Genomic DNA, 14,680 nt, shown 5'->3' with positions numbered 1-14,680 from the left:
GGAAGTCTGGTCGGCACACGATCACTGCTGCCCGAACACGTGAGGACGACCCGTGAGCGCCCCCCGCACCCCCACCCCCCGCAAGGCCTTCGGGCGTCTCTCCCTGCCCGAGCGGTCGTACGTCGCGGACGCGCTGCGCACCGAGACGGTCGGCGGCGTCCTGCTCCTCCTCGCCGCCGTCGTGGCGCTGGCCTGGGCGAACATACCCGCGCTGGGCGACAGCTACGAGGACGTCAGTGACTTCCACTTCGGCCCCGGCGCGCTCGGGCTGGACCTGTCCGTGGCCCACTGGGCCGCCGACGGACTGCTGGCGATCTTCTTCTTCGTCGCCGGCATCGAGCTCAAACGCGAACTCGTCGCCGGCGACCTGCGTGATCCCAAAGCGGCCGCGCTCCCCGTCGTCGCGGCCCTGTGCGGCATGGCGGCACCGGCGCTGGTCTACGTGTTCGTCAGCGGCACCGGCGGCGGCTCCCTCGCCGGCTGGGCCGTCCCCACCGCCACCGACATCGCCTTCGCGCTCGCCGTGCTCGCCGTCATCGGCACCTCCCTGCCCAGCGCCCTGCGCGCCTTCCTGCTCACCCTCGCCGTCGTCGACGACCTGTTCGCCATCCTGATCATCGCGGTGTTCTTCACCGCCGACCTGAACTTCGCCGCGCTCGGCGGCGCGGTCGTGGGCCTGGTCGTCTTCTGGCTGCTGCTGCGCAAGGGCGTGCGCGGCTGGTACGTGTACGTGCCGCTCGCGCTGGTCGTGTGGGCGCTGACGTACAACAGCGGCATCCACGCCACGGTCGCCGGCGTCGCCATGGGCCTGATGCTCCGCTGCCACCGCGAGGAGGGCGAGAAGCACTCCCCCGGTGAGCACATCGAGCACCTCGTCCGGCCGCTCTCCGCGGGTCTCGCGGTCCCGCTGTTCGCTCTGTTCAGCGCGGGCGTGGCGGTGTCCGGCGGTGCGCTGGGCGAGGTGTTCACCCAGCCCGAGACGCTCGGCGTGGTCCTCGGACTCGTCGTCGGCAAGACCTTCGGCATCTTCGGCGGCACCTGGCTGACGGCACGTTTCACCAAGGCCTCGCTCAGTGACGAGCTCGCCTGGCCCGACGTGTTCGCGGTGGCGTCCCTCGCCGGCATCGGTTTCACGGTCTCGCTGCTCATCGGTGAACTCGCCTTCGAGGGCGACGCCTCGATGACGGACAGCGTCAAGGCCGCGGTGCTGACCGGCTCGCTCATCGCGGCCGTCATCGCGACCGTGCTGCTGAAGATCCGCAACGCCAAGTACCGCAGGCTGACCGAGGAGGAGGAGCGCGACGAGGACCTCGACGGCGTCCCGGACATCTACGAACAGGACGACCCGGCGTACCACCTGCGCATGGCGGAGATCCACGAGCGCAAGGCAGCCGAGCACCGGCGTCTCGCCCGGGAGAAGGCCGCCGAGCGGGACGCGCGTGCCGAAGTGGCGGACGGGGCAGGCGATCCGCAGCACGGTCCGGCATGATCTGACGAGACGGTACAAAAGACTGGACCGTACGCGCAGGCACGAGGAACGTACGCAGGACGTACGCAGGAGAGGGAGACCGCGATGAGCGCACCCGACGGCAGCCCGGTCGGCGCCGAACGCAGCATCGGCCAGTTGTTCGCCTCGGCGACGGCTGACATGTCGGCGCTGGTGCACGACGAGATCGCGCTGGCCAAGGCGCAGCTCAGGCAGGACGTCAAGCGGGGCGCGACCAGCGGCGGGGCGTTCACGGCGGCCGGCGTGGTGCTGCTGTTCTCCCTGCCGATGCTGAACTTCGCCCTCGCCTACGGCATCCACACCTGGAGCGACTGGAACCTGGCGCTCTGCTTCCTGCTGTCCTTCGCGGCGAACGTGCTGATCGCCGGCGTCCTCGCGCTGATCGGCGTCACCTTCGCCAAGAAGGCCAAGAAGGGCCGCGGGCCGCAGAAGGTCGCCGCCTCGGTGAAGGAGACGGCGGGCGTGCTGCAGAACGCCAAGCCGCACCCGCGTCCCGCCCTGCCGCAGGACCGGGTCCCCCACGCGATCGAGGCTGTGGCACGCTCGTCCTCATGACGGGCTCCTTCGTCCCTTCGGGGCAATCCCCTTCGGCGCAACCCGCTTCGGCCGTACGCCTCGACATCCCCGACGGCCCGGGGCTCATCCACCGGGACGTCGCGGCCAACGGCGCCCGCTTCCACATCGCGGAGCTGGGCGACGGCCCGCTGGTGCTGCTGCTGCACGGTTTCCCCCAGTTCTGGTGGACCTGGCGGCACCAGCTCACGGCGCTCGCCGACGCCGGGTTCCGGGCCGTCGCCATGGACCTGCGGGGGGTGGGCGGCAGCGACCGCACACCGCGCGGCTACGACCCGGCCAACCTCGCGCTGGACGTCACCGGGGTGATCCGCTCCCTCGGCGAGCCGGACGCCGCGCTGGTCGGCCACGACCTGGGCGGGTACCTGGCGTGGACGGCGGCGGCGATGCGCCCCAAGCTCGTGCGGCGGCTGGCGGTCGCCTCCATGCCGCATCCGCGGCAGTGGCGGTCGGCGATGCTCTCCGACGCCAGGCAGTCGGCCGCCTTGTCGCACATCTGGGGGTTCCAGCGGCCCTGGATCCCGGAGCGGCAGCTCACCGCGGACGACGGGGCGCTGGTGGCGAAGCTGATCCAGGAGTGGTCCGGGCCCCGGCTGCCGGACGAGAAGGCGCTGGAGAACTACCGGCGGGCCATGTGCATCCCTTCCACGGCGCACTGCTCGATCGAGCCGTACCGCTGGATGGTGCGCTCCCTGGCACGCCCTGACGGCTTCCAGTTCAACCGGAGGATGAAGCGCCCGGTGCGGGTGCCGACGCTGCACCTGCACGGCTCGCTGGATCCGGTCGTCCGCACCCGCGTCGCGGCGGGCTCCGGTCAGTACGTCGAGGCGCCCTACCGCTGGCGGCTGTTCGACGGGCTGGGACACTTCCCGCACGAGGAGGACCCGGTCGCCTTCAGCTCGGAACTGATCAACTGGCTGAAGGATCCCGAACCCGACCGGTGACCGAAGGGACGCACGCGGTAGCGCTTCCGGCCGCCCACCCTGAACGCTTGTCCGACGAACGCCACTTGCCTCACGCATAGGCCAATTGGCCGCCCGCAAAGCGGTTACCGACCATGGGTCGGGGGCAAACGTCGGGGTATGGGCTGGACGCACGATTACAGTGACGCAACCCGCAATCGCCGCTCGGCGGGCGGTGTGAGCTCCCACCAGCAAGGCGGTGCACCACAGATGGCGGCAACGGACCTCAGGGTGGGAATCCCGCGTATCCTCCGCCGCCGGGCCCGCTGGGTGTCCGTACGTCTGCGTCACCCGCGCGGCTGACGCCTCCTCACCTCACAGCGCGCAGCTGTCGCTGTCCACCTCACGGTTCGCGGTACGCCCCTTGGCGATGTCCTCCTGGATCTCGTCCACGGTGAGGGCGTACCCCGTCTCGGCGTTGTCCCGCGACTTGGCGAAGACCACGCCGTAGACCGTGCCGTCGGTGCTCAACAGCGGGCCGCCGGAGTTGCCCTGACGGACGTTCGCGTACAGGGAGTACACGTCCCGCCGGACCGTGCCGCGGTGGTAGATGTCCGCGCCGTTGGCGGTGATGCGGCCGCGTACGCGCGCGGCCCGGACGTCGTACGCGCCGTTCTCGGGGAAGCCGGCGACGATGGCGCCGTCACCGCTGCTCGCGTCCCCGGACGCGAACTTCAGTGCCGGTGCCTTCATGTCGGGGACGTCGAGGACGGCGATGTCGCGCTCCCAGTCGTAGAGGACGACCTTCGCGTCGTACTTCCTGCCCTCGCCGCCCAGCTGCACGGTCGGGTCGTCGACGCCGCCCACGACATGGGCGTTGGTCATCACCCGGCGGTCGGCGAAGACGAACCCGGTCCCCTCCAGGACCTTGGCGCAACTCTCCGCGGTCCCCATGACCTTGACGATGGAGCGCTGCGCGCGCGTCGCCACGGGACTGTTCACCAGGGCCGGGTCCGGCGGCCGTACGTCGTTGATCGGCTCGTTCGCGAACGGGCTGAAGACCTGCGGGAAACCGTTCTGCGCGAGGATGGAGGAGAAGTCGGCGAACCAGGTGTCGGCCCGGTCGGGCAGCACGCGGGAGACGCCCAGCAGCACCTTGGAACCGCGGACCTCCTTGCCCAGGGTGGACAGTGTCGTACCGGCGAGGGCGGAGCCGACGAGCCAGGCGACCAGCAGCATCGCGACGACGTTGACCAGCGCCCCGCCGGTGGCGTCGAGCGCGCGGGCCGGGGACCAGGAGATGTAGCGGCGCAGCTTGTTGCCCAGATGGGTGGTCAGGGCCTGGCCGACGGAGGCGCAGACTATGACGACGACGACGGCTATGACGGCGGCGGTGGTGCCGACCTCCGCGTCGTCGGTCAGGGCGTCCCAGATCACGGGCAGGACGTACACGGCGGCGAGGCCGCCGCCGAGGAAACCGATCACCGACAGGATGCCGACGACGAAGCCCTGCCGGTAGCCGACGACCGCGAACCACACGGCGGCGAGCAGCAACAGGATGTCCAGCACGTTCACCGCTTCAAGCCTCGCCTCGTCGTCCCCGGTACGGGGCCCAGCCTGTCATGACCCCCAGTCCAGGGGGACCCGCTTGTTCCGATCCCAGGGCCGCTCCCACCCGGAGAAGTGCAGCAGCCGGTCGATGACGCCCGCGGTGAACCCCCACACGAGGGCCGATTCGACCAGGAATGCCGGGCCCTGGAAGCCGCTGGGGTGGACCGTGGTCGCACGGTTGTCCGGGTGGGTGAGATCCGCCACGGGCACGGTGAACACCCGCGCGGTCTCGTTCGGATCGACCACGTCCACCGGGCTGGGGACCCGCCACCAGCCCAGCACGGGGGTGACGACGAAGCCGCTGACCGGGATGTAGAGCTTCGGCAGCACACTGAAGAGCTGCACGCCGGTGGGATCGAGTCCGGTCTCCTCCTCGGCCTCGCGCAGGGCGGCCCGCAGGGGTCCGTCGCCCTGGGGGTCCCCGTCCTCCGGGTCGAGGGCGCCACCGGGGAACGACGGCTGCCCCGCGTGGGAGCGCAGCGAGGTCGCCCGCTCCATGAGGAGCAGCTCAGGGCCGCGCGCTCCGTCACCGAAGAGGACGAGGACGGCCGACTGCCGTCCCGCGCCGTCCTCGGGGGGCAGGAAGCGGCTCAGCTGCCGGGGCGCGACCGTCTCCGCCGCGCGGGCCACCGGCTCCAGCCAGCCGGGCAGCCCCTCCTGGCTGAGCGTCACCGAATCGCCCTGGGTACCGCTCGTCCGCCTCATCGCCACCCCCCTCGTCCGGCCGCGTCCCACGGATTCAACGCCCGGCGGCCCTGAGATCGTTCCGCGGGCCGCCTCCCCGTGTGCCGCTCCGTCATCCGGCCCCCAGCGGCGGGGCGGGCCTGCCGCCGGCGTCGAGGTAGGCCTGCGGGGGCTTCAGACGCTGGCCGGGGAGGCCGCCCTTCTCGTACTTCAGCAGTTTCTCCGCCTTCTCCGGGTCCGTCTCGCCCTCCCCGTACGCCGGGCAGAGGGCCGCGATGGGGCAGGCGCCGCAGGCGGGCTTGCGGGCGTGGCAGATGCGGCGGCCGTGCCAGATCACGTGGTGGGACAGGTCCGTCCAGTCGCTCTTGGGGAAGAGCGCGCCGACGGCCGCCTCGATCTTGTCGGGGTCGGTCTCGGCGGTCCACCGCCAGCGGCGCACCAGGCGCTGGAAGTGGGTGTCCACGGTGATGCCGGGGCGCCCGAAGGCGTTGCCCAGCACGACGAAGGCGGTCTTGCGGCCCACGCCGGGCAGCTTCACGAGGTCCTCCAGCCGGCCGGGCACCTCGCCGCCGAAGTCCTCCGCGAGCGCCTTCGAGAGCCCGATCACCGACTTGGTCTTGGCCCGGAAGAAACCGGTGGGGCGCAGGATCTCCTCCACCTCCTCGGGGTTGGCCGCGGCCAGGTCCTCGGGGGTGGGGTACTTCGCGAAGAGGGCGGGCGTCGTCTGGTTGACCCGCAGGTCGGTGGTCTGGGCCGAAAGCACCGTGGCGACGACGAGTTGGAAGGGGTTCTCGAAGTCCAGCTCCGGATGGGCGTACGGGTACACCTCGGCGAGCGCACGGTTGATCCGGCGTGCCCGGCGGACCAGCGCGGTGCGCGACTCGTCCCCGGCCGGTTTCACCACGGCCTTGGCCGGGGCGGCCTTCACGGCAGCGGTCGCCTTCATGGGCGCGACGACCTGCCTCCTGGGGGACGGGGCCTTCTTGATGGCGGCGACCTTCTTGGCGGGGGCGGTGGTCTTCCTGGCGGCGGCGGTCCTCTTGGCGGGGGCGGACTTCTTCGCGGGGGCCGACCTCTTCGCAGGGGTGGCGGCCTTCTTCGCCGACGAGGCCGTCCTCTTCGCGGGCGCGGCGGCCTTCGCCGACGGGGCGGCCGTCTTCGCGGGCGTGCGCTTCGCGGGCGTGCGCTTCGCGTCCGCGGACGTCTCCTCCAACGGCGACCCCTTCGCCGCTTTCGCCGATTTCCTACCGCCATCGGAGACCTGTTCGCCCACAGCGGAATCGCGACGTACACCCACTCGCGCAGCCTCCTCGGCCTGTGCTCTCACCGGCGATTTGGACACCCGGCCAGCCTACGACCCGGCACGGACATCCGCCCCGGTCCCTGCGGTCCGGCGCCCAATTGGACCCCTGCCGCATACCCCGACCGGCCTGTACGGCATCCTTGTGACAGATCACACTGTTTGGACCGTCCGGCAAAATGGGCACCACGGTCCCCTGGTACGTGGGGAAGAAGATCCCCTGAGCAGGTCGACAAGGAGAGAACTCGTGGACGACGTTCTGCGGCGGAACCCGCTTTTCGCGGCGCTCGATGACGAGCAGGCCGCGGAGCTTCGCGCCTCCATGAGCGAGGTGACCCTGGCACGGGGCGATTCCCTGTTCCACGAGGGCGACCCCGGAGACCGCCTGTACGTGGTGACCGAGGGCAAGGTCAAGCTGCACCGCACGTCCCCCGACGGCCGCGAGAACATGCTCGCCGTGGTCGGCCCGGGCGAGCTGATCGGTGAGCTGTCCCTGTTCGACCCGGGCCCGCGCACCGCGACCGCCACGGCGCTGACCGAGGTCAAGCTGCTCGCGCTGGGCCACGGCGACCTCACGCCCTGGCTGAGTGCCCGCCCCGAGGTCGCCACCGCGCTGCTGCGCGCGGTCGCACGCCGGCTGCGCAAGACCAACGACGCCATGTCGGACCTGGTCTTCTCGGACGTCCCGGGCCGTGTCGCGCGTGCCCTGCTGGACCTGTCGCGCCGCTTCGGCGTGCAGTCCGAGGAGGGCATCCACGTGGTGCACGACCTCACGCAGGAGGAGCTGGCCCAGCTGGTCGGCGCGTCCCGCGAGACGGTCAACAAGGCACTGGCGGACTTCGCCCAGCGCGGCTGGCTCCGCCTGGAGGCCCGCGCGGTGATCCTGCTGGACGTCGAGCGCCTCGCGAAGCGCTCCCGCTGACCGCCCGCACGGCCGTACGGCGGAGCCCCGTTCCCTGCCGGGAGCGGGGCTCCGCCGTGTCTCGGTGCCCCTCGGAAAACCACCTGCCCCGGACGTCCCCCGCGCGGCACAGTGATCCCCATGGCCGAGACGGTGCACCGACCGGGACTGGACGCGCGGGGACACATCAGGCGTGAGGGCTCCCTCGCACGGGTGCCGCACGCCTTCCGGCCGGTCGTGGCCGCCGCGCGGGAGCGGCTCACCGCCGCCTTCGGGGCACGGCTGAACGGCGCGTACCTCTACGGTTCCGTCCCGCGCGGCACCGCGCGGACGGGCCGCAGCGACCTCGACCTCCTGGTCTCCCTGCACGGCGAGCCGACCGCCCGCGACCGGGACGCCGTGCGGGCGGTGGAGGAGCGGCTGGACGGCGCGTACCCGCAGGTCGACGGCGTCGGCACCCTGCTGTACTCACGGGAGCGGCTGCTGAGCGAGCCGGAGCGACACGACCTGGGGTGGTTCGTCGCCTGCCTGTGCACGCCGCTGGCCGGTGAGGACCTCGCCGGGTTCCTCCCCCGCTACCGGCCGGACTCCCTGCTCGCCCGCGAGACCAACGGCGACCTGGCGCTGATCCTCCCCCGCTGGCGTGAGCGGATCGCCGCGGCCGGCGGCGGTGAGGAGGCGCGGCGGCCCCTCGTACGCTTCATGTCCCATCACCTCGTCCGCACCGGTTTCACCCTGGTGATGCCCCGCTGGAACGGCTGGACCAGCGATCTGACCGAGATGGCCGAGGCGTTCGGCGCGTACTACCCGCAGCGGGCGGCCCGGATGCGGGCGGCGGCGGCCCTCGGGCGCGAGCCGGCCGGCGACCCCGCCGTCCTCGCCTCCTACGTCGACGATCTGGGCCCGTGGCTCGCCGGCGAGTACGCGCGCGTGCACGGCGTGAAGGCCCCCCGGCCGGACTGACCGGCACGCCCCGGCCCTCACCCGGCGTTCAGATGATGCCGTGCTCCCGCAGGTACTCCAGCTGCGCGCGTACCGACAGTTCCGCGGCGGGCCACAGCAGGCGGTCGACGTCGGCGTAGACGTGGGCGACGACCTCGGACGGGGTGCGGTGTCCGTCCTCGACGGCCGTCTCGACCTGGGCGAGGCGGTGCGCGCGGTGGGCGAGGTAGTACTCCACGGCTCCCTGGGCGTCCTCCAGGACGGGCCCGTGGCCGGGCAGGACGGTGTGGACGCCGTCGTCGACCGTGAGCGACCTGAGCCGGCGCAGCGTGTCCAGGTAGTCCCCGAGCCGCCCGTCGGGGTGGGCCACGACGGTGGTTCCGCGGCCCAGGATGGTGTCGCCGGTGAGCACCGCCCGGTCCGCCGGAAGGTGGAAGCACAGGGAGTCGGCGGTGTGGCCGGGGGTCGGGACGACCCTCAGCTCGAGGCCGCCGACGGTGATGACGTTCCCGGCGGCCAGCCCTTCGTCACCGAGCCGCAGCGCCGGGTCCAGGGCCCGCACCTTCGTGCCGGTCAGTTCGGCGAAACGGCCGGCGCCCTCGGCGTGGTCGGGGTGACCGTGGGTCAGCAGGGTGAGGGCGACCCGCTTGCCGGCCTGCTCGGCCGTGCCGATGACGTGCCGCAGGTGCCCGTCGTCGAGGGGCCCCGGGTCGACCACGACCGCCAGGTCGGAGTCCGGTTCCGACAGGATCCAGGTGTTGGTGCCGTCCAGGGTCATCGCCGACGGGTTGGGCGCGAGCACGTTGACGGCACGCGCGGTGGCGGGGCCGGAGAGGACACCTCCCCGCGGTTGTCCCGGCAGCGTGTTCGCGTCCGTCATGCGGGGGCTCCCCCGGTCGGGATGTGCTTGGTGAACTCGTCGTGCCCCGGCCAGGTGAGGACGATCTCGCCGTCGACCAGGCGCGCGGTGGCGCGTATCGGCGTGAGGTCCCGTGCGGGCGCCGCGTCGAGCGCCTCCGCTGCCGTGCCGTGCACCGCGAGCTGGCGCAGGGTGGCGATGGTCGGGGGCATCATCAGCAGTTCGCCCCGGTCGTACCCGGCGGCCGCGGCGCGCGGGGTGATCCACACCGTGCGGTCGGCCTCCGTGGAGGCGTTGCGGGTGCGCTGGCCCTCGGGGAGCTTGGCGGCGAAGAACCAGGTGTCGTAGCGGCGGGCCTCGAACTCGGGGGTGATCCAGCGGGTCCAGGCGCCCAGCAGGTCGGAGCGCAGGACCAGCCCGCGGCGGTCGAGGAACTCCGCGAAGGACGTCTCCCGCGCGACGAGCGCGGCCCGGTCCGCCTCCCAGTCCTCGCCGGTCGTGTCGCCGACCACGGAATCGGGGGTGGGCCCGGCGAGCAGCACTCCGGCCTCCTCGTACGTCTCCCGTACGGCCGCGCAGACGACCGCCTGGGCGCCCGCCTCGTCGACGCCGAGCCGGTCGGCCCACCACGCCCGCGCCGGGCCCGCCCAGCGGACGTGCCGGTCGTCGTCGCGCGGGTCGACACCTCCGCCGGGGTAGGCGTACGCGCCGCCCGCGAAGGCCATGGACGTACGCCGTCGCAGCATGTGCACGACGGGACCGTCGCCGGTGTCCTTGAGGAGCATGACGGTGGCCGCCCGCTTCGGCGTGACCGGCGTGAGGGTGCCGTCCGTGAGCGCCCGGATCCGCTCCGGCCATTCCGGCGGGTACCACTGCCCATCAGCCTGCGCATTCGCCATGGCCGGAGGCTATCTGGTGACGCCCGGATGTTCGAGTGCCCGTGGGGACGGGCGGGGAGGGTCGTGCGCGCCCGGGCCACGGGCGGGGAGGGTCGTGCGCGCCCGGGCCACGGGCGGGAGGCTCGGCGGCCCGCGCTCGCGAGTCTCCGGAGGCCACCGCGCGTGCCGTCGCGTAGGCCCGCGGACCGGACCGCCCGTTCGAACAGCGGGCGGGACAGGGCACCCGACGTCCCCGTACTACGGGAGCAGCCTCACGATCCGTGTCCGGGACGACGGTCGGCCCCCGGCCGGCCGCGTCGCGGGTGGGTGGTGAGTCCGGCACCACCGTGCCGCACGCGGCCGTCTCCGGCCGCGTCGCCGGGTGCACGGCTCGCCCACCGCCTGCTGCCGGGCAGGCCCGCAGCCTCCCGATCCGGCGGGCACCGGGCCGCCCGGGCCAGTACGTCCGGGGAGTGTCCGCCGACGACGGCTCCGCCGCCGTCACGGCCGCCGGGCTCGCCGGCGCGCGGGCGGCGACACAGCACGGCGGCGCGGAGAGAGGCCGAGCCGGGTCCGTGCGGTACGTCACACACCGGCGGGCACCGTCCCCTCGCGCCGCGGGGAGCGCACCCCGGGGTCTGTCCGCCCGGACGCGTCAGTGCGGGGAAGGCGGATCCGGGCCGAAGCGCCCACCCGCCGCCCGTCGGGGGGAGCCGCACCCGCGGCAGGGCGGGGTGGCGCCCGCGTGCCCGCGACCGCCACCACCCTCGCTCGCCGGGGCTACGCCTGCGTCAGTTCCACCTGGATCTCGACCTCCACCGGCGCGTCCAGCGGCAGCACCGCGACACCCACCGCGCTGCGGGCGTGGACGCCCTTGTCGCCGAGGACCTCGCCCAGCAGTTCGCTCGCGCCGTTGAGGACGCCGGGCTGGCCGGTGAAGTCCGCCGCGGAGGCCACGAAACCCACGACCTTCACCACACGCGCCACCCGGTCCAGGTCCCCGGCGACGGACTTGACCGCGGCGAGGGCGTTCAGCGCGCAGGTGCGCGCCAGCTCCTTGGCCTCCTCCGGGGTGACCTCCGCGCCGACCTTGCCGGTCATCGGGAGCTTGCCGTCCACCATGGGGAGCTGGCCGGCGGTGAAGACGTACTGCCCCGACCGCACGGCCGGCTGGTACGCGGCGAGAGGAGGCACGACCTCCGGCAGGGTCAGGCCGAGCTCGGCCAGTTTCGCCTCGACGGCGCTCATGCCTGCTTCTCGCGCTTCAGGTAGGCCACCAGCTGCTCGGGGTTGTTCGGCCCGGGGACGACCTGGACGAGCTCCCATCCGTCCTCGCCCCAGGTGTCCAGAATCTGCTTCGTTGCGTGGACGAGCAGCGGCACAGTCGCGTATTCCCACTTGGTCATGCGGCCGACTCTAGCCGCTGCCGTCCCGGCTCCCGGTGGCCGCACCACCACCGCGTGCCCCCCGCGCACGCCCCGCCGACGACCGCGCGGCCGCCCTGCCCGCGGGGCGCGACTCCCGGCAACTGCCACCCGGAGCCGACGGGGCGCGCGGGAAGCCTTTAGGCTCGAAGGCGTGAGCAGGCTCCAGGTCGTCAGTGGCAAGGGCGGAACCGGCAAGACCACGGTGGCCGCCGCCCTCGCGCTGGCCCTGGCCACGGAGGGGAAGCGGACGCTCCTCGTCGAGGTCGAGGGCCGGCAGGGCATCGCACAACTCTTCGAGACGGAGGCGTTGCCATACGAGGAGCGGAAGATCGCGGTCGCTCCGGGCGGCGGGGAGGTGTTCGCCCTCGCCATCGACGCCGAGCAGGCCCTCCTGGACTACCTCCAGATGTTCTACAAACTGGGCAGCGCGGGCCGGGCCCTGAAGAAGCTCGGCGCGATCGACTTCGCGACCACCATCGCCCCCGGCGTCCGTGACGTCCTGCTGACCGGCAAGGCGTGCGAGGCGGTCCGGCGCAAGGACAAGAACGGCCGGTTCGTCTACGACTACGTCGTGATGGACGCACCGCCGACGGGCCGCATCACCCGCTTCCTCAACGTCAACGACGAGGTCGCCGGGCTCGCCAAGATCGGGCCGATACACAATCAGGCGCAGGCCGTCATGCGGGTGCTGAAGTCGCCGGAGACGGCCGTGCACCTGGTGGCCCTGCTGGAGGAGATGCCCGTCCAGGAGACCGCGGACGGCATCGCGGAGCTGCGCGCCGCGCGGCTGCCGGTGGGCAGGGTGATCGTGAACATGGTGCGGCCGCAGGTCCTGGACGACTCCGCGCTGGAACTCGTGGCGTCGGTGCCTCGTTCCTCTGTCGCGCGGTCCCTGTCGTCCGCCGGCCTCGGCGGCGCGCGGCGCGGCGGGCACGCCGAGCGGCTGGTGGAGCCGTTGCTCGCGCAGGCGGAGGAGTACGCCGAGCGGTACGCGCTGGAGACGGAGCAGCGTGCCGTGCTGGCGGACCTCGGCGTGCCGTTGCACGAACTTCCGCTGCTCGCGGAGGGCATGGACCTGGCCGGCCTGTACGCGCTGGCCAGGAAGCTGCGCGAACAGGACGTCACATGACCCACGGCGCCCGCCCGCCCCGCCGCCGCGGCCGTCACCGCCCCACCCGTCCGAGCACCAGCCCCGTCACCCGTCGCAAGCACCGGAAGCAGGGGATGTCATGAGCCGTCGTCCGGAACCGGCGACCCACGACCCGGCCCGTCACCACCTCTCCCCCACCCGCACGCTCGACCTCGACCCGCTGATCGACGACCCGGCGACCCGGATCGTGGTGTGCTGCGGTGCGGGCGGCGTCGGCAAGACGACCACCGCGGCAGCGCTGGGCCTGCGCGCGGCGGAGCGGGGACGCAAGGTGGTGGTCCTCACCATCGACCCGGCACGCCGGCTCGCCCAGTCCATGGGCATCGACTCGCTCGACAACACCCCGCGCCGGGTGAAGGGCATCGACGACACCGCGGGCGGCGAGCTGCACGCGATGATGCTCGACATGAAGCGCACCTTCGACGAGATCGTCGAGGCGCACGCGGACCCGGAGCGGGCCGCCGCGATCCTGGGCAACCCCTTCTACCAGTCGCTCTCGGCGGGCTTCGCGGGCACGCAGGAGTACATGGCGATGGAGAAGCTGGGCCAGCTCCGGTCGCGGGACGAGTGGGACCTGATCGTGGTCGACACCCCGCCCTCCCGTTCCGCGCTGGACTTCCTGGACGCGCCCAAGCGGCTCGGTTCGTTCCTCGACGGCAAGCTCATCCGCGTGCTGCTGGCCCCGGCGAAGGTCGGCGGCCGCGCCGGGATGAAGTTCCTGAACGTCGGGATGTCGATGATGACCGGTGCCCTGGGCAAGGTGCTGGGCGGCCAGCTGCTGAAGGACGTCCAGACGTTCGTGGCCGCGATGGACTCGATGTTCGGCGGGTTCCGTACGCGCGCGGACGCCACGTACAAGCTGCTCCAGGCGCCCGGCACGGCGTTCCTGGTGGTGGCGGCCCCGGAGCGGGACGCGCTGCGCGAGGCCGCGTACTTCGTGGAGCGGCTGGCCGCGGAGGACATGCCGCTGGCCGGTCTGGTGCTCAACCGGGTCCATGGCAGCGGCGCGGACCGGCTGTCGGCGGAGCGGGCCCTCGCCGCCGCGGAAAATCTTGAGGACTCCCGCATTGTGGATCAGGAGGACGGGAAAGCTGGACTTCGTAACTCTCCTGAAACGTACGGCAGTTCAGAACCGTCCGCGTCATCCGGGACGTCCGCGGCTGCCGGGGCACCGGCCCACGACGTCCCCGGGGAAGGCTCCCCCGCCACCGCGGACGGCACGGAAGCAGCCGTGGACCCGGACACCGCGGACCCGGAGGGGTCCGTCGACCAGCTCACCGCAGGCCTGCTGAGGCTGCACGCCGAGCGCATGCAGCTCCTCTCGCGAGAGCAACGCACGCGTGACCGCTTCACCGCGCTCCACCCCGAGGTGGCGGTGACCGAGGTGGCCGCGCTGCCCGGCGATGTGCACGACCTCACGGGGCTGCGGGACATCGGCGACCGGCTCGCGACCGACCGGCAGGAGCTGCCCGAAACGCCTTGAGGCACCCTGGAGCGCCCTGCCGCGTCCCTGGCGGGGAACCGCGGCTACCCGGCGGGGCCCTGGACGGGACGGCCGGGCCCGAGCGCCCCGAGGCCCTCAGCTCACCGCCGCGTAGCTCTCGTACACCTCGTCGTCGAGGGGCAGGACACCCGTCCCCCGCTCGTACTCCGAGCGCGCGGTCTCCAGCAGCCTGCGCCACGACGTCACGGTCGGCCGCCGGCGCAGCAGCGCGCGACGCTCACGCTCCGTCATGCCTCCCCACACGCCGAACTCGACGCGGTTGTCCAGCGCGTCGGCCAGGCATTCGGTGCGTACCGGACATCCGGTGCACACCGCCTTGGCCCTGTTCTGCGCTGCTCCTTGAACGAACAGTTCATCCGGATCGGTAGTGCGGCAGGCAGCCTGCGCACTCCAGTCGGTAACCCAGCCCATACCGGCGCCGTCCTCTCCCGAATCGAGGCTC

16 protein-coding genes are annotated in these 14,680 nt (G+C 72.7%); 8 read left to right on the top strand and 8 right to left on the bottom strand.

Annotated elements, in window-relative coordinates; translation table 11 throughout:
* The first annotated feature begins 52 nt into the window (after positions 1-52).
* The 4 genes from nhaA to ACZ6A9_RS10975 all read left to right on the top strand — a co-directional run bounded on the left by nhaA (position 53) and on the right by ACZ6A9_RS10975 (position 3,345).
* Positions 53-1,489: a Na+/H+ antiporter NhaA gene (gene nhaA, locus ACZ6A9_RS10990; protein WP_468982355.1), complete on the top strand. Its 1,437-nt coding sequence runs from the start codon at positions 53-55 to the stop codon at positions 1,487-1,489.
* 84 nt (positions 1,490-1,573) lie between these two features.
* The gene (locus ACZ6A9_RS10985) at positions 1,574-2,062 is read left to right on the top strand and encodes a phage holin family protein (RefSeq protein WP_468982350.1); all 489 of its coding nucleotides are present in this window, start codon (positions 1,574-1,576) and stop codon (positions 2,060-2,062) included.
* Positions 2,059-3,024, top strand: a complete 966-nt coding sequence (locus tag ACZ6A9_RS10980; RefSeq protein ID WP_468982346.1) for an alpha/beta fold hydrolase — start codon at positions 2,059-2,061, stop codon at positions 3,022-3,024. The genes ACZ6A9_RS10985 and ACZ6A9_RS10980 overlap by 4 nt, the downstream gene beginning before the upstream one ends.
* Positions 3,025-3,162: 138 nt before the next feature.
* Positions 3,163-3,345 (top strand): hypothetical protein, encoded by a 183-nt coding sequence (locus ACZ6A9_RS10975; protein ID WP_468982342.1) that lies wholly within the window; start codon positions 3,163-3,165, stop codon positions 3,343-3,345.
* Positions 3,346-3,357: 12 nt separating this feature from the next.
* Here the strand turns inward: ACZ6A9_RS10975 and ACZ6A9_RS10970 are convergent, their stop codons facing one another.
* From ACZ6A9_RS10970 to nth, 3 genes are all read right to left on the bottom strand, one after another.
* A complete protein-coding gene (locus ACZ6A9_RS10970) occupies positions 3,358-4,557 on the bottom strand; it encodes a MarP family serine protease (protein WP_468982339.1) in 1,200 nt (399 codons plus the stop codon).
* A gap of 45 nt (positions 4,558-4,602) precedes the next feature.
* Positions 4,603-5,298 (bottom strand): NUDIX hydrolase, encoded by a 696-nt coding sequence (locus tag ACZ6A9_RS10965; protein WP_468982337.1) that lies wholly within the window; start codon positions 5,296-5,298, stop codon positions 4,603-4,605.
* 91 nt (positions 5,299-5,389) lie between these two features.
* Positions 5,390-6,490, bottom strand: coding sequence for an endonuclease III (nth, locus tag ACZ6A9_RS10960; RefSeq protein WP_468982333.1), 1,101 nt, complete (start codon positions 6,488-6,490; stop codon positions 5,390-5,392).
* A gap of 334 nt (positions 6,491-6,824) precedes the next feature.
* Between nth and ACZ6A9_RS10955 the strand changes: the two genes are divergently transcribed.
* Complete coding sequence (locus ACZ6A9_RS10955; RefSeq protein ID WP_004928297.1) at positions 6,825-7,499, top strand: Crp/Fnr family transcriptional regulator; 675 nt, start codon at positions 6,825-6,827, stop codon at positions 7,497-7,499.
* 120 nt (positions 7,500-7,619) lie between these two features.
* The gene (locus ACZ6A9_RS10950; RefSeq protein WP_468982331.1) at positions 7,620-8,441 is read left to right on the top strand and encodes a nucleotidyltransferase domain-containing protein; all 822 of its coding nucleotides are present in this window, start codon (positions 7,620-7,622) and stop codon (positions 8,439-8,441) included.
* A 28-nt stretch (positions 8,442-8,469) separates the two neighbouring features.
* Here ACZ6A9_RS10950 and ACZ6A9_RS10945 read toward each other — a convergent pair whose 3' ends face one another.
* From ACZ6A9_RS10945 to ACZ6A9_RS10930, 4 genes are all read right to left on the bottom strand, one after another.
* On the bottom strand, positions 8,470-9,300 hold the full coding sequence (locus ACZ6A9_RS10945) for an MBL fold metallo-hydrolase (RefSeq protein WP_468982329.1): 831 nt from the start codon (positions 9,298-9,300) through the stop codon (positions 8,470-8,472).
* Positions 9,297-10,178: an NUDIX hydrolase gene (locus ACZ6A9_RS10940; RefSeq protein ID WP_468982327.1), complete on the bottom strand. Its 882-nt coding sequence runs from the start codon at positions 10,176-10,178 to the stop codon at positions 9,297-9,299. The genes ACZ6A9_RS10945 and ACZ6A9_RS10940 overlap by 4 nt, the downstream gene beginning before the upstream one ends.
* Positions 10,179-10,937: 759 nt before the next feature.
* Positions 10,938-11,405, bottom strand: a complete 468-nt coding sequence (locus tag ACZ6A9_RS10935; protein WP_468982325.1) for a RidA family protein — start codon at positions 11,403-11,405, stop codon at positions 10,938-10,940.
* On the bottom strand, positions 11,402-11,563 hold the full coding sequence (locus ACZ6A9_RS10930) for a DUF4177 domain-containing protein (RefSeq protein WP_003975360.1): 162 nt from the start codon (positions 11,561-11,563) through the stop codon (positions 11,402-11,404). The genes ACZ6A9_RS10935 and ACZ6A9_RS10930 overlap by 4 nt, the downstream gene beginning before the upstream one ends.
* A 172-nt stretch (positions 11,564-11,735) precedes the next feature.
* On the opposite strand from ACZ6A9_RS10930, the gene bagA reads away from it, so the two are divergent.
* Both bagA and bagB read left to right on the top strand, forming a co-directional pair.
* Positions 11,736-12,713, top strand: coding sequence for an ATPase BagA (bagA, locus tag ACZ6A9_RS10925; RefSeq protein ID WP_468982321.1), 978 nt, complete (start codon positions 11,736-11,738; stop codon positions 12,711-12,713).
* A gap of 100 nt (positions 12,714-12,813) precedes the next feature.
* Positions 12,814-14,217: an ATPase BagB gene (bagB, locus tag ACZ6A9_RS10920; protein ID WP_468982318.1), complete on the top strand. Its 1,404-nt coding sequence runs from the start codon at positions 12,814-12,816 to the stop codon at positions 14,215-14,217.
* Between the two features lie 96 nt (positions 14,218-14,313).
* On the opposite strand, the gene wblA is transcribed toward bagB, so the two are convergent.
* Positions 14,314-14,649 (bottom strand): transcriptional regulator WblA, encoded by a 336-nt coding sequence (wblA, locus tag ACZ6A9_RS10915; protein WP_468982962.1) that lies wholly within the window; start codon positions 14,647-14,649, stop codon positions 14,314-14,316.
* Between the last annotated feature and the right edge of the window lie 31 nt (positions 14,650-14,680).

Source organism: Streptomyces sp. NPDC041124 (genome assembly GCF_055592385.1).
Note: the sequence above shows the minus strand (reverse complement) of the source record. Positions and strands in the feature narration are given on the sequence as shown.

Excerpts from the sequence above, each read along its gene's own strand:
- ACZ6A9_RS10950 (WP_468982331.1), top strand. The coding sequence starts at position 7,620 with ATGGCCGAGACGGTGCACCGACCGGGACTGGACGCGCGGGGACACATC.
- ACZ6A9_RS10985 (WP_468982350.1), top strand. The coding sequence starts at position 1,574 with ATGAGCGCACCCGACGGCAGCCCGGTCGGCGCCGAACGCAGCATCGGC.
- ACZ6A9_RS10975 (WP_468982342.1), top strand. The coding sequence starts at position 3,163 with ATGGGCTGGACGCACGATTACAGTGACGCAACCCGCAATCGCCGCTCG.
- ACZ6A9_RS10965 (WP_468982337.1), bottom strand. The coding sequence starts at position 5,298 with ATGAGGCGGACGAGCGGTACCCAGGGCGATTCGGTGACGCTCAGCCAG.
- ACZ6A9_RS10940 (WP_468982327.1), bottom strand. The coding sequence starts at position 10,178 with ATGGCGAATGCGCAGGCTGATGGGCAGTGGTACCCGCCGGAATGGCCG.
- wblA (WP_468982962.1), bottom strand. The coding sequence starts at position 14,649 with ATGGGCTGGGTTACCGACTGGAGTGCGCAGGCTGCCTGCCGCACTACC.
- ACZ6A9_RS10980 (WP_468982346.1), top strand. The coding sequence starts at position 2,059 with ATGACGGGCTCCTTCGTCCCTTCGGGGCAATCCCCTTCGGCGCAACCC.
- ACZ6A9_RS10935 (WP_468982325.1), bottom strand. The coding sequence starts at position 11,405 with ATGAGCGCCGTCGAGGCGAAACTGGCCGAGCTCGGCCTGACCCTGCCG.
- bagB (WP_468982318.1), top strand. The coding sequence starts at position 12,814 with ATGAGCCGTCGTCCGGAACCGGCGACCCACGACCCGGCCCGTCACCAC.
- ACZ6A9_RS10945 (WP_468982329.1), bottom strand. The coding sequence starts at position 9,300 with ATGACGGACGCGAACACGCTGCCGGGACAACCGCGGGGAGGTGTCCTC.
- ACZ6A9_RS10930 (WP_003975360.1), bottom strand. The coding sequence starts at position 11,563 with ATGACCAAGTGGGAATACGCGACTGTGCCGCTGCTCGTCCACGCAACG.